Genomic DNA, 13,816 nt, shown 5'->3' with positions numbered 1-13,816 from the left:
GCTTTAGGATTTTAACAACAATCTTCACGAAAACAGCCCTAACGAAAGGAGATTCCCAATGGTAAAAGATAAAGTTGTGATGATTACCGGTGCCGCCCAGGGAATCGGGTACGAGATCGCCAAGAGCTTTGCTGAGCAGGGGGGAAAGGTATTTCTGACGGATTTACAGGAAGAAGCTGTGGAGAAGGCGGCTGTCAGTCTGCGTGAATTAGGGCTTGAAGCCGCTGGTTTGAAATGTGATGTAACCAGCGAAAATGAAATTGAGGAGGCAGTCGCAAAATGCATTGAGCACTTTGGTCGTGTCGATGTTCTCATCAACAATGCTGGCTTGCAATTTGTATCCATGATCGAAGACTTCCCGACGGAAAAATTTGAACTGTTGATAAAAGTGATGTTGACTGCTCCATTCATAGCCTTGAAGCATGTGCTGCCAGTCATGAAAAAGCAAGGTTCGGGACGGGTGATCAACATGGCATCCATCAATGGGCTTGTCGGGTTTGCCGGTAAAGCAGCATACAACAGTGCCAAGCACGGGGTCATTGGATTGACAAAGGTGGCTGCACTCGAAGCGGCTGAGCATGGCATCACAGTGAACGCTGTCTGCCCGGGATATGTCGACACACCGCTTGTGCGCAACCAGCTTTCACCCCTTGCTGAAACAAGGAATGTTCCGCTTGAAAAAGTGCTTGAAGAAGTCATCTTTCCGCTCATACCGCAAAAGCGGCTGCTGGCTGTCGAGGAAATCGCCAGCTATGTTATGTTCCTAGCCAGTGATGCTGCGAAAGGAATCACTGGCCAGGCGGCGGTCATCGACGGAGGGTATACGATACAATAATCAAGATAAGCTGGCTCCCTTTGGGAAGCCAGCTTATCTTGATTTATAGGATATGGCTCTTTTCTCAAACTTTGTTGCTATTGACTACAAAATAGGATTGGATGATCTATGTTTCTTCACAAAATTAAAGCTTATTATGAGAAAAGAGCTGCACACTTAATACCGAACTACAAAACGGCTTTTTATCACGTTAAAATCGGCTTTAGGATTTTAACAACAATCGTTACGAAAACAGCCTTTGATATAAACTAAATTTTAGCCTGGTTCATATATTTATGGAGAATAATTTCCACATTCTCGATATGGCTGAGCATCATACTTCTTGCTTTTTCAGCATTCTGTTCTTTTATCGCCTCGTAAATAGCATGGTGTTCTTCATAGAGGCGATCTGTTGTAGTTTGTTTTGAGTAAAGCCACAGCCGCCGGGTTTCTTTCATTGTTTCTCCCATCAGGCCGGAAACATGGTTCATCAAGCTGATCAATAATGGATTATGCGAGCTTTCCGCAATGGCCAGATGGAACTGTAAATCAGCTTTTTCACCAAGCTCCTCATTACCACTCGCACGTTTCATTTCCTCGAGCGCCTCTTTTATTGTCTGCAGCTGGTGTTCGGTCCGTTTATTTGCAGCGGAAAAAACAGTCCCTGCCTCAAGGATCTTCCTGACTTCCAACAGGTGTGCTGTATCCTGAGCATTCATCAGGATGGCTGTCGATAACGGAAAGCTGATTTGCTCGGACTCGAACTGCTTCACATATGTTCCTTCGCCTTGCCTGATTTCAATGAGCCCTATTGCTCTCAATGCAGTCAATGCTTCCCTGATCGCAGAGCGGCCCACCTGAAAATTCTCCGCCAGCTGCTGGACAGAATCCAGTTTATCCCCTGGCTGCAATTGGCCAGAACTGATCATGGCATGGATTGCTTCCGCCACTTCTTCATATATCTTTTTAGGTTTTATTTTATTATATTGCAAGGTAAAACCTCCAAAATTCGTTCTCTAGACTCTCATTATACAGTTTTATCTCAGCTCTATTATAATCCTCGTCATTTAGAAGCGGGAAATTTCATATAAAAAAACGATACTCAACCGTAACAATATTTTACTAAATGTAAATATATATTGAAATTTTCCTAATGAACATCCTATAATTTAAGGTATGGTCATCTGATGACCATATCACCACTTTTGAAAGCGATTTCCCATTTGAGTTTTGGCTTCGGAGAACTCTTCTATCTGCTTAATACTCTCGTGAAAAACCAGAAACTGGACTTTACTTTTTAAACAGCGAGAACTGCAAAGTCTACAAAAAACATTAAAAACTGCAGGTCTAAATGAATGATTCTATTTTACCAATGAAGGGGGAACTATTATGCTTCCAAATATAGTCAAAGATAAATTGATCTCCATCGTAACTGCCGCTGATTTTGATGACTCAAAAACGGGCAGGCTTGTCTATTCATATGATGCAACACCTAACTTTCAATCAATGCCGGATGCGGTTGTAAGTCCGCGGAATAAAGAAGAAGTATCGCAAATTGTTAAGTTGTGCAATGAATATAAAGTTCCTATTGTCCCCCGCGGATCAGGCACGAATCTGTGTGCAGGCACTTGTCCGACAGAAGGAGGGATCGTGCTTCTTTTTAAGCACATGAACAAGATCCTTGAGGTGGACGAAGAGAATTTAACCGTTACTGTACAGCCTGGTGTTGTGACTCTTGATTTAATCCAAGCGGTCGAGCCAAAAGGCCTGTTTTATCCGCCGGATCCAAGCTCTATGAAAATATCAACCATCGGCGGCAATATTAATGAAAACTCTGGCGGTCTCCGCGGATTGAAGTATGGAGTGACAAGGGATTACGTGATCGGGCTTGAGGCTGTGCTCCCAAACGGGGATATCATCCGCACAGGAGGGAAATTGGCTAAGGATGTTGCCGGATATGATTTTACCAGGCTGCTGGTTGGCTCGGAGGGGACATTGGCCATCATTACCGAAGCAACCCTAAAGCTGATACCTATGCCAGAGACAAAACAAACAATGCTGGCTTTATATCAAGATCTTGAAGCAGCAGCTAAATCAGTTTCCAAGATTATCTCTAGCAAAATCATTCCGGCTACGCTGGAATTCCTGGATCAGCCGACCCTGAAGGTTGTGGAGGATTTTGCTAAAATCGGGCTGCCAACAGATGTTAAAGCTGTGCTATTGATTGAACAGGACGGTCCTGTTGAAGTGGTCGAGCGTGATATGGCGAGGATTGCCGAGGTTTGTAAAGAGGAAAAAGCTGTATCTGTGCAACTGGCCCAAACAGAAGCTGAAGCTGAAGCACTGAGGACTGCGCGCAGAAGTGCATTGTCTGCATTGGCGAGGTTAGCGCCGACGACAATATTGGAGGATGCTACTGTTCCAAGGTCGGAGATTGCGAGAATGGTCAATGCAATCAATGAAATTGCGGAAAAGTATGGCTTGAATATCTGTACCTTTGGCCATGCAGGAGATGGAAACCTTCATCCTACTTGTCCGACAGATTCACGGAATCATGATGAAATGGAAAAAGTCGAAAAGGCATTTGCTGAAATCTTTGAAAAGGCTATTGAATTCGGCGGAACGATTACGGGTGAGCACGGCGTCGGTGTCATGAAAGCACCGTACCTAGAGTTGAAATTGGGCAAAGAAGGAGTTGCGGCTATGAAAGCTGTGAAAATGGCCCTTGATCCCAACAACATCATGAATCCTGGTAAGGTTTTCGCGAAGGACAGCAGGAAACGGGTGGTGGTTTCAAAATGACAACGATCCAGGAACAGCAGAGAATCCAGACAGAATTCCAGGAAAAGATGGACCAGGACGAACTATTGAACTGCATGCGCTGCGGTTTCTGCCTGCCTACCTGTCCTACCTATATCGAATCGGGCTATCAGGAATCACATTCACCACGCGGGCGGATTGCTTTAATGAAGGCGGTCGTCGATGGGATTATTGAACCGGATGAGGATTTTGAACGATCACTGGACCTTTGCCTTGGCTGCCGTGCATGTGAGCCTGTCTGCCCATCCGGGGTGAATTATGGACACCTTCTCGAAGATGCCCGTGATATTGTCAATCAAAACAAGAAGTTTTCAATGCCCGTAAAAGTGGTCAGGAATGCAGTCTTCAAAGGGCTTTTTCCGCATCAGGAACGCATGAGGGGGCTGACAGGACTTATTGGATTCTATCAACGTTCTGGCCTGCAAAAAATGGCGCGCGGCACAGGTGTGATGAAGCTGTTCCCTGAATCGCTCGCCACTATGGAGAAAGTCCTTCCAAAGGTACCGACAATGAAGGAGCTGAAAAATCGGCCTGTGCATCTTGAACCAATCGGGACAAAGACTCATAAGGTTGCATTCTTCAGCGGCTGCCTGATGGATACCATGTTCCTGGAAACTAACAATGCGACGATGAAGCTTTTGCAGCTCGCTGGCTGTGAAATAGTCATCCCGAAGGAGCAGGCCTGCTGCGGAGCTCTTCATGGTCATAGTGGTGAAAAAGAAGATGCCAAATCACTTGCTCGCCGCAATATTAAAGCCTTCGAAGAGACCGGGGTCAATTATATCATCACCAATGCAGGGGGATGTGGTGCCTTCCTGGTTGATTATGACCACTTGCTTAAGGACGATCCAGAATGGAGGCTCAGGGCCCAGGGATTTGCCGGTAAAATCAAGGATATCTCACAAATTTTGGTCGAAGTGGGCTTTCATGAAAAAGTGAACCTGGAGCTGCCGCATCAAATCATTACGTATCAGGATTCATGCCATCTGCGCAATGTAATGAAAACAGCTTCAGCACCGAGGACGTTGCTGCAGTCGATCAAAGGAAGCGAATATCGTGAAATGCAAAATGCTGACCGTTGCTGTGGTTCAGCAGGAATCTACAATATAGTTGAGAGTGAGATGTCCATGCAACTCCTTGATTCCAAAATGGTTGAGGCAAAGGTCACCCATGCAACGACGATTGTAACGGCTAATCCAGGCTGTCTTCTTCAAATGAAGCTCGGGATTGAGCGGGAAGGACTTTCTGGCAAAATAAGAGGCGTGCATATTGTCGACCTCCTAATGGAAGCGGCACTAACGGATCAGTAAAGATCGATGGCCCATCTGAATTTACAGATGGGCTTCTTATCTGTCCATGCTGGGTTATGTAAAAGCCTGCACCAGCAGGTAAAACAAGCATATACTACTCACTACCATCAAATATTCCATCCCCGCTTGCATATGGGAGGGAATTTTATTACAATATCTCTATATTCATAACGAAAGACTTCGACAAGGAGTAGTAGTGGTGTAAAACCTGTACTAGAGAACTGGCGGTTGGTGCAAGCCAGACGGGTCCATCATGAACTCGCCTTTGAGTCGCAGACGTGAACATAAGTAGCGTTTGCCGTTTTCCGCGTTAAGGATTGAATGAAGCGAGTGTTGCACACTAATTTGGGTGGTACCGCGGGAGATTATACATAGCCTCTCGTCCCTTTTACAGGGACGGGAGTTTTTTATTTTTTTAAAGAAAATCCCATCCGTAAAATAAATAGAACCTAAACAGGAGGACAAAAACGATGAGTTTTAACCATCAGGAAATCGAAAAAAAATGGCAATCGCATTGGGAACAGAACAAAACGTTCAAAACAACCGAAGATAAAGGGAAAGAGAAGTTCTACGCGCTTGATATGTTCCCGTATCCATCTGGTGCCGGCCTTCACGTTGGACACCCGGAAGGTTACACAGCGACTGACATCCTTTCACGCTTGAAAAGGATGCAGGGCTTCAACGTCCTTCATCCAATGGGCTGGGATGCGTTTGGCCTTCCTGCAGAACAGTATGCGCTTGATACGGGAAATGACCCGGCTGAATTCACGGAGCAGAATATCAATACGTTCCGCCGCCAGATCAAGGCATTAGGTTTTTCATACGATTGGGATCGCGAAGTCAACACGACGGATCCTGAATACTACAAATGGACGCAATGGATTTTCCTTAAGCTTTATGAAAAAGGCCTTGCCTACATTGATGAAGTAGCAGTTAACTGGTGCCCTGCGCTAGGAACTGTTTTAGCGAACGAAGAAGTAATCGACGGAAAAAGTGAGCGCGGAGGCCACCCGGTAGAGCGCCGTCCGATGAGGCAGTGGATGCTTAAAATCACTGCTTATGCGGACCGCCTGCTTGAGGATCTGGATTTGCTTGATTGGCCCGAAAGCCTGAAGGATATGCAGCGCAACTGGATCGGCCGTTCAGAAGGTGCAGAAGTCACTTTCAACATCGAAGGACATGAAGGAACTTTCACTGTGTTCACAACTCGTCCTGATACACTTTTCGGCGCAACTTATGCGGTCCTTGCACCAGAACATCAGCTTGTTGATAAAATCACGACAGCTGACCAGAAGGCTGCAGTCGAAAAATATATCGATGAAATCAAGAGCAAAAGCGACCTTGAGCGTACGGACCTTGCGAAGGACAAAACGGGCGTCTTCACTGGCGCTTACGCAATCAACCCAGCGAACGGCGAAAAAATGCCAATCTGGATCGCTGACTATGTTCTTGCTTCATATGGTACAGGGGCAATCATGGCAGTACCAGGGCATGATGAGCGCGACTATGAGTTTGCCAAAAAATTCGATTTGGAAATCAAGGAAGTCGTTGCCGGCGGAAATATCGAAAAAGAAGCTTACACTGGCGATGGCGAGCACATCAACTCTGAATTCCTTAACGGCTTGAACAAAGAAGAGGGCATCAGCAAGATGATTGAATGGCTTGAGGAAAAAGGCATTGGTACGAAAAAGGTCACTTACCGCCTTCGTGACTGGCTGTTCAGCCGCCAGCGCTACTGGGGCGAGCCGATTCCAATCATCCACTGGGAAGATGGAACGATGTCCGCTGTACCTGAAGACCAACTGCCGCTGATCTTGCCAAAAACAACTGAAATCAAACCATCAGGCACAGGTGAATCCCCACTTGCCAATATTGATGACTGGGTGAACGTTGTTGACCCTGAAACAGGCAAAAAAGGCCGCAGGGAAACGAACACAATGCCGCAATGGGCTGGCAGCTGCTGGTACTATCTGCGCTATATCGATCCGAAGAACAACCAGGCACTTGCCGATGAGGAAAAATTAAAGCAGTGGCTTCCGGTTGATATCTATATCGGTGGAGCGGAGCACGCCGTATTGCACCTGCTTTACGCTCGTTTCTGGCACAAGGTCCTTTACGATGTGGGAGTTGTCCACACGAAGGAGCCTTTCCAAAAGCTTTTCAACCAGGGAATGATTCTTGGTGAAAATAATGAAAAGATGAGCAAATCAAAAGGAAATGTCGTCAACCCGGATGAAATTGTTGAAAGCCACGGTGCGGATACGCTTCGTCTTTATGAAATGTTCATGGGGCCGCTTGAAGCATCCATCGCCTGGTCTACAAATGGACTGGATGGATCACGACGCTTCCTTGACCGCATCTGGCGCCTGTTTGTCAATGAAAACGGCAGCTTGAGTGAGAAAATCAAGGATGTTGAAAACACGAACCTTGAGAAGGTCTACCATCAGACTGTTAAAAAGGTGACGGAAGATTATGAGGGGCTTCGTTTCAATACAGCGATTTCTCAAATGATGGTCTTCATCAATGAAGCATATAAAGCCGAAGAACTTCCAAAAGCATACGTTGAAGGCTTTGTAAAAATGCTGGCGCCGATTACACCGCATATCGCAGAAGAGCTTTGGGCTAAGCTTGGCCACAGTGAGTCAATCACATATGCAGCATGGCCAGCATATGATGAAGCCAAGCTAGTCGACGACGAAGTAGAAATCGTTGTCCAGGTAAACGGTAAAATCAAAGCGAAAATGATGGTACCGGCAGACGCGAACAGAGAAACACTAGAGCAGATCGCGATGGGCGACGATACCGTGAAAGAACAAATCGACGGTAAAACAGTTCGTAAAGTGATTGCTGTACCAGGAAAGCTTGTCAATATTGTTGCAAATTAATATGCACACGCAAAGGATCGCAATGGCGGTCCTTTGTTTTAATATGAACATACCCCCTGTGGTTTTTTCTTTGTATTATTAAAAGAGTTTTTATATAATAAATAGGGGAAAATACATTAAGGTATGTAATCCTTTTTTTAGGATAATCTTACTGAAAAAATGGAGGAAACGATGATGAATAAAGTTGAAAACATTACTCCTGAAGAACTTCAAAAGAAACTGGAAGCTGGAGAAAAGCTGGAAATGGTTGATGTACGCGAACAAGATGAAGTTGAATCTGGCATGATCCCGGGAGCTAAGCACGTGCCAATGGGCGAAATCCCTGAAAGACTGAACGAATTTGACAAGGACAAGGAATACATCTTCATCTGCCGTTCAAGCGCACGCAGCGGCAACGTCTGCCACTACATGAACGAACAAGGCTTCAAAGTCCGCAACATGGTTGGCGGCATGATGAGCTGGGGCGGAGAAACTAAGCGTCCATAATTATAAAATTCTGAAAATCTGGCCAGAATGGATGTTAAAAAGGAAGGACGACTTACCTTGATCCAGGTCAGAGTATTTGATCATGAACATGAAAAAGATTTAGAACAGGATATGAACCGCTTTCTGGAGAAGCTTGATGAGAAAAAGCTCCTGGACATTAAATACAATGTCGCGGTCATACCAGAAGAAGAGGACGAAGAACAGATCTACTGTTTTTCAGCCATGGTTGTGTACAGAGCCTGAGTCACTTCACTCAGGCTCTGTTTTGTTTAGGGTAAGGGTCAGAAACAGGTGGAAGATGAGCAAAAGTGGCGGGCATCAAAGGCATGATGGACAGAAATAGATGGAAAACGAGAGAAAATGTCCATCATCAGGGCGATGACGGACAGAAACTGCCGTGAAAAGAGCAAAAGTGTCCGTCATCAAAGGCATGACGGACAGAAATAGATGGAAAACGAGAGAAAATGTCCATCATCAGGGCGATGACGGACAGAAACTGTCATGAAAAGAGCAAAAGTGTCCGTCATCAAAGGCATGACGGACAAAAACCAGCGGAAAAAACGCAAAAGTGTCCGTCATAAAATTATGACGGACATTGATTCATCCACACTATTATTGCAGAGCAAACCCTGCGGCATTTGTCCCGGCGAGACGTCCAGTCACAAGAGCGGAGGTAATATTGTAGCCACCCGTATATCCATGGATATCGAGGATTTCTCCACAAAAATACAGGCCTTCTGCTTTTTTTGACGCCATTGTTTGCGGTTCGACTTCTTTGACGGACACTCCTCCGCCAGTAACGAAAGCCTTATCAAGCGGCAGCGTGCCGTTGACTTTGAATTCGAACTGTTTGACTGACTTGGCAAAACTCCTGATTTTTTCATGGCCCAGCTGTCCGCCCTGCATCGCCGGGTCAATCTCATTCAGCTCAAGCAGGAACAGTAGATACCGTTCTGGCAGGAGACCCTTCAATAAATTCTTCACCGCTTTTTTCGGCTCGGCTTTGATCAGTTTATTGATCTCCTGGAACAATTCTTCCTCTTTCATATCAGGAAGGGCATCCAGGGACATGGCGACTTCTTGAAGACTCCATTTTTGCATCGCTTTGACGACGAACTGGCTGCAGCGCAGAACCGCAGGACCGCTGATGCCAAAATGGGTAAAAATCATATCCATTTTGTGAGTGATCAGTGCTTTCCCTTTTGGATTAAGGACGCTGAGTGCGACTCCCCTCAGCGAAAGCCCCTGGAGGACCTTTTCTTTTATAAAAGGTTCAGCAGACGTAAGTGGCACTTCAGTAGGGAATAGTTGCGTGATTGTATGGCCCGCTTTTTCCGCCCACGCATACCCATCACCAGTGGATCCGGTGTGGGGAACTGATTTTCCGCCGACAGCAATGATGACGCTGCCTGCATAAAACACTTCACCATTTTTCAATTCAACAGACTCAGCCTTGCCATCCTTGTAGTGCACATCGGCAACAGGAGTGTTCGTCTTGATTTCTACCTTTAATTCTTTTAGCTTTGATAAAAGGGCATCAACAACAGATTGAGCTTTATCCGTTACCGGGAACATCCGGCCGTGATCCTCTTCTTTCAGCTGGATGCCAAGCCCTTCGAAAAACGAAATGATATCTTCATTGCTAAAAATGGAGAGCGCGCTGTATAAAAAGCGCCCATTTCCGGGTATATGTTTAATGATTTCATCCACTGGCAGCCGATTGGTCACATTGCAGCGGCCCCCGCCAGATATCGCCAGCTTTCGGCCAAGCTTGTCTCCTTTGTCAATCAGCAGCACCTTTGCGCCTTTCTCACCAGCAGCAATCGCGGCCATCAAGCCAGACGGACCGCCGCCAAGGACGATTACATCATAGTTCATTGCTTCACCAACTTTTCGTTTCACTTTTTTTAATCATTTCAACACCTTTATTATTATAATGCAACTCTTCAGTAAAAACATTTCCTTGAAAGATGTCCTTCAAACGAATTCCCTGGCGGAAAACTGGCAGTCGGGCTGGAGAAGGAGTAAACTAGGGAATGCAGGGAATCGGCAGGGATGCAGGAAATATCTGCAGCGTGGATGCAGGAAATATCTGCATCCATTGATAAATATCATAGTGTCTGATTGTGTTTATGGTAAAATACAAGTTTGTAATCTGTTTTTAACTTATAGATTGAAAAGTAGGGATTTTATGTCATCAAAGCTTTTAAGAGGGACGTTCATACTGACGCTTGGCACGATTTTATCTAAAGTGCTGGGACTGTTTTATATTATCCCTTTTTATGCAATTATCGATAAATACGGGACGGTACTTTATTCATATTCTTATATTCCTTATACGATTTTTATTAGCGTGGCAACAGCGGGCGTGCCACTTGCAGTCTCTAAATTCATTGCTAAGTATAACGCGCTAGGGGAATATGCTGTCGGCAGGAAACTATTTAAGTCTGGTGTAATAGTCATGCTTGCTACAGGATTTGTTTCCTTCTTGATTATGTATTTTACAGCACCAGGCCTTGCGGACATAGTTATTTCCAGCGGTGATGATGAAGATGTTGTCATCAGTGCGCAGGATGCTACAACCGTTATACGTGCTGTCAGTTTTGCCTTGATTGTTGTTCCATTCATGAGCTTGATCAGAGGTTTCTTCCAGGGGCATCAATCGATGGGGCCATCTGCTGTATCGCAGGTTGTTGAGCAGATCGTCAGGATTGTTTTTTTGCTGTCGGGTGCATATATTGTCCTTTATATCATGAAAGGAAGCATGGTTTCAGCTGTCAGCGTTGCGACCTTTGCTGCTTTCATTGGGGCACTTGGAAGTTTAGGTGTACTTGGCTGGTACTGGTTCAAACGTAAACCTCATCTTGATGAGTTGCTTAAAGAAGACAAGGGGACAATGGATATTTCCTTGAAAGAAATATATAAGGAAATATTAATTTATGCAGCACCGTTTGTTTTTGTTGGAATCGCCAATCCATTATTCCAGTTCGTCGATATGCTGACATTTGAAAGGGCAATGCGTGCTGCTGGCGTAGTACATAAAGAAGCCCAGGCAGCTTTTGGTGTACTGAATTTCCAGACGCATAAATTGGTGATTATCCCAGTTTCATTGGCTACTGCATTTTCTTTAACATTGGTTCCAAGCATTACAAAAGCCTTTACTGATAATGACCGAAAGGGAATGCGGCGCCAGCTGGACCAAACATTCCAGGTACTTATGTATCTGACTGTTCCAGCAGCGTTAGGTATTTCTTTGCTTGCACAGCCAATGTTCACCGTATTCTTTGAAAATGACCCTTTAGGAACTGAAGTGTTAAGAACTTACGCTCCAGTAGCCATTCTATTCGCACTCTTCTCCGTCACCGCTGCCATCCTCCAGGGGATCAATGAGCAGCGATTCACGATTTTGAGTTTGCTGACGGGATTATTGGTGAAGCTATCCTTGAACATCCCGTTGATCAAGCTGCTCGAGACACAAGGAGCTGTCCTTTCGACAGCGTTAGGGTATACAGCGGCAATTATCATTAACATAATTGTCATTAAAAAATATGCCAAATATCCAATGGGCTTTGTGGCAAGAAGAATTAGTTTGATATTGATTTTCTCCGGTTTGATGGCTGGAGTAACGATGGCATTCTATGAAATGCTTGTCCAATTTCTTTCACCGGCTGCAAAGTTCCAGTCGATTGTGCTTATCGGAATCTCAGCACTGGTAGGCGCTGCAGTTTATTTTTACCTTGGATTCCGGACCAAGTTGGTAGACAGGCTATTCGGAGACCGAGTCACCAAATTCAAGCGCAAATTAAGGCTGCCGGTTTAATAGGAAAATGGCCTTCGGTTATGAAGGCCATTTTTAATGGTTAAGGAATTTATAAAAGTTATTGAGTTGTGGATAACTCTCTGAAGTTTTCTTAATCCAGCTCTAGCGCCTAGCCCCTCGAGTCGCTTGTCTAGCTGCGGCTCCTAACTCCTCGAGACGCTTCGTTCCTGCCAATGAAGTCAAAGAACGACTTCACTGTCAGGCCCTCCAGCGCTTGTCGGAGTTGGGCAGTCGCCTCCTCCTTTCGAATTGTCTAGTGTCGCCTCCTAGAAACTCCGAAACTTCAACTCCGCCGGCAGAAGCAAAAAGCGCTTCTTTGTCGGAGTCTCCAGTTTCTGCGTTTCTAAGCAGTCGGCTATACTTTTCGAGTTCGGTTCCTGCCAATGAAGTCAAAGAACAACTTCACTGTCAGGCCCTCCGAGGCACACGATGTGCTAGACCCGCCAGCCACAGGATAAGGAAAGCTTCGAAGCGAATCATCGCACGACCGAAAGCGGTAGCTTTTGGGAGGACGTGGCGTCATAGGCGGGCAGCGCTTGTCGGGGCTTAACGAGGCGCTTGCGCTTTTTGTTCTGCAACCTAATAGAACTGCTGGTCGTTATCGCGGATATTGAGGCGGCGTTCAATCCTGTCAACCCTGCGGTCCAGCCGGTCAATCTGGTTGCTCAGTCTTTGAACCTGCCTTTCCAGCCGGTCGAGTCTTTGGTCAAATCCGCCTCCGCCGCCGGGATATCCTCCACCAGGATATCCTCCACCAGGATATCCTCCACCAGGGTAACCACCACCCGGGAAGCCTCCGCCTGGCAGGCCGGGAATAGGGATGTACAAGCCTTGTCCTTGTTGTCTATGGTTCATTCAGGTCATCTCCTCATAATCATGTTAAAGTATGATATTAGTCTATGTAAGGCAGCAAGAAAGGGAATGGGCACCTGCCCATATGAATAAAGGAGGTTCAGCAATGAGAATCGATAAAGTGCTTTCCAACCTTGGATACGGAAGCAGGAAAGACGTGAAGAAACTTTTAAAAGACGGTGCTGTAAAAGTAAATAATGCAATTGTCAAAGATGCAAAGCATCATGTGGATCCTGAAAACGATTCGATAACATTAAACGGTGAAGAAATTCATTATAGAGAATTTATTTATTTAATGATGAACAAGCCGCCTGGTGTCATTTCAGCGACAGAGGACAACCATGATGAGACAGTCATCGACCTGCTTGAGATCGAAGACCAGGTATTTGAGCCATTTCCGGTAGGGAGGCTTGATAAGGATACGGAGGGCCTTTTGCTGATCACAAATGATGGACAGCTTTCCCACAGGCTCTTATCGCCAAAAAAACATGTCCCCAAGACATATTTCGCGGTAATTGAGGGTGAGGTGACGGAAGAAGATATCACAGCTTTTAAAAAAGGCGTCACACTCGATGATGGCTATGAAACCAAACCAGGTGAACTTGTTATCTTAAAATCTGGCTTAACGTCTGATATTGAGCTGACGATCACCGAAGGGAAATTCCATCAGGTGAAGCGGATGTTCGAAGCTGTCGGAAAAAGGGTCATTTATCTGAAACGTTTATCGATGGGTCCGCTGAAGCTTGATGAAACGCTGGAGCTCGGCGAATACAGGGAACTTACCGATGAAGAAGTGGAAATGCTGCAAACCTATGAGGTATAAAAAAAT

12 protein-coding genes and 1 other annotated feature are annotated in these 13,816 nt (G+C 45.5%); of the genes, 8 read left to right on the top strand and 4 right to left on the bottom strand.

The window, feature by feature from the left end:
* The first annotated feature begins 58 nt into the window (after positions 1-58).
* Entirely contained in the window at positions 59-835 is a 777-nt protein-coding gene (locus J7E35_RS14285; protein ID WP_214780823.1) for a 3-hydroxybutyrate dehydrogenase, read from the top strand.
* A gap of 248 nt (positions 836-1,083) precedes the next feature.
* Here J7E35_RS14285 and J7E35_RS14280 read toward each other — a convergent pair whose 3' ends face one another.
* Positions 1,084-1,806, bottom strand: coding sequence for a FadR/GntR family transcriptional regulator (locus J7E35_RS14280; protein WP_214780821.1), 723 nt, complete (start codon positions 1,804-1,806; stop codon positions 1,084-1,086).
* 397 nt (positions 1,807-2,203) lie between these two features.
* Between J7E35_RS14280 and glcD the strand changes: the two genes are divergently transcribed.
* From glcD to J7E35_RS14255, 5 genes are all read left to right on the top strand, one after another.
* The gene (glcD, locus tag J7E35_RS14275; RefSeq protein ID WP_214780819.1) at positions 2,204-3,616 is read left to right on the top strand and encodes a glycolate oxidase subunit GlcD; all 1,413 of its coding nucleotides are present in this window, start codon (positions 2,204-2,206) and stop codon (positions 3,614-3,616) included.
* Positions 3,613-4,944, top strand: coding sequence for a (Fe-S)-binding protein (locus J7E35_RS14270; RefSeq protein WP_214780817.1), 1,332 nt, complete (start codon positions 3,613-3,615; stop codon positions 4,942-4,944). Before glcD ends, J7E35_RS14270 begins: the two co-directional genes overlap by 4 nt.
* Positions 4,945-5,115: 171 nt before the next feature.
* Positions 5,116-5,334 (top strand) — a binding site (T-box leader).
* A gap of 80 nt (positions 5,335-5,414) precedes the next feature.
* The gene (leuS, locus tag J7E35_RS14265) at positions 5,415-7,829 is read left to right on the top strand and encodes a leucine--tRNA ligase (protein WP_214780815.1); all 2,415 of its coding nucleotides are present in this window, start codon (positions 5,415-5,417) and stop codon (positions 7,827-7,829) included.
* Positions 7,830-8,003: 174 nt separating this feature from the next.
* Complete coding sequence (locus J7E35_RS14260) at positions 8,004-8,315, top strand: rhodanese-like domain-containing protein (protein WP_214780813.1); 312 nt, start codon at positions 8,004-8,006, stop codon at positions 8,313-8,315.
* A gap of 57 nt (positions 8,316-8,372) precedes the next feature.
* A complete protein-coding gene (locus J7E35_RS14255; protein ID WP_192472493.1) occupies positions 8,373-8,558 on the top strand; it encodes a sporulation protein Cse60 in 186 nt (61 codons plus the stop codon).
* Positions 8,559-8,927: 369 nt separating this feature from the next.
* On the opposite strand, the gene J7E35_RS14250 is transcribed toward J7E35_RS14255, so the two are convergent.
* Complete coding sequence (locus tag J7E35_RS14250; RefSeq protein WP_214780916.1) at positions 8,928-10,193, bottom strand: BaiN/RdsA family NAD(P)/FAD-dependent oxidoreductase; 1,266 nt, start codon at positions 10,191-10,193, stop codon at positions 8,928-8,930.
* A gap of 313 nt (positions 10,194-10,506) precedes the next feature.
* Between J7E35_RS14250 and J7E35_RS14245 the strand changes: the two genes are divergently transcribed.
* Positions 10,507-12,135, top strand: a complete 1,629-nt coding sequence (locus J7E35_RS14245; RefSeq protein ID WP_214780811.1) for a putative polysaccharide biosynthesis protein — start codon at positions 10,507-10,509, stop codon at positions 12,133-12,135.
* A 198-nt stretch (positions 12,136-12,333) separates the two neighbouring features.
* On the opposite strand, the gene J7E35_RS14240 is transcribed toward J7E35_RS14245, so the two are convergent.
* Together J7E35_RS14240 and J7E35_RS14235 are read right to left on the bottom strand one after the other, a co-directional pair.
* Entirely contained in the window at positions 12,334-12,519 is a 186-nt protein-coding gene (locus J7E35_RS14240) for a hypothetical protein (RefSeq protein ID WP_214780809.1), read from the bottom strand.
* 195 nt (positions 12,520-12,714) lie between these two features.
* Entirely contained in the window at positions 12,715-12,990 is a 276-nt protein-coding gene (locus tag J7E35_RS14235; RefSeq protein WP_214780807.1) for a hypothetical protein, read from the bottom strand.
* 103 nt (positions 12,991-13,093) lie between these two features.
* Here J7E35_RS14235 and J7E35_RS14230 point away from each other — a divergent pair, with 103 nt between their 5' ends.
* Positions 13,094-13,810, top strand: coding sequence for a pseudouridine synthase (locus J7E35_RS14230; protein WP_214780805.1), 717 nt, complete (start codon positions 13,094-13,096; stop codon positions 13,808-13,810).
* Positions 13,811-13,816 lie beyond the last annotated feature (6 nt).

This window comes from Bacillus sp. ISL-45, assembly GCF_018613195.1.
Lineage (GTDB): Bacteria > Bacillota > Bacilli > Bacillales > Cytobacillaceae > Mesobacillus.
This window is presented reverse-complemented; position numbering and strand designations above follow the sequence as displayed.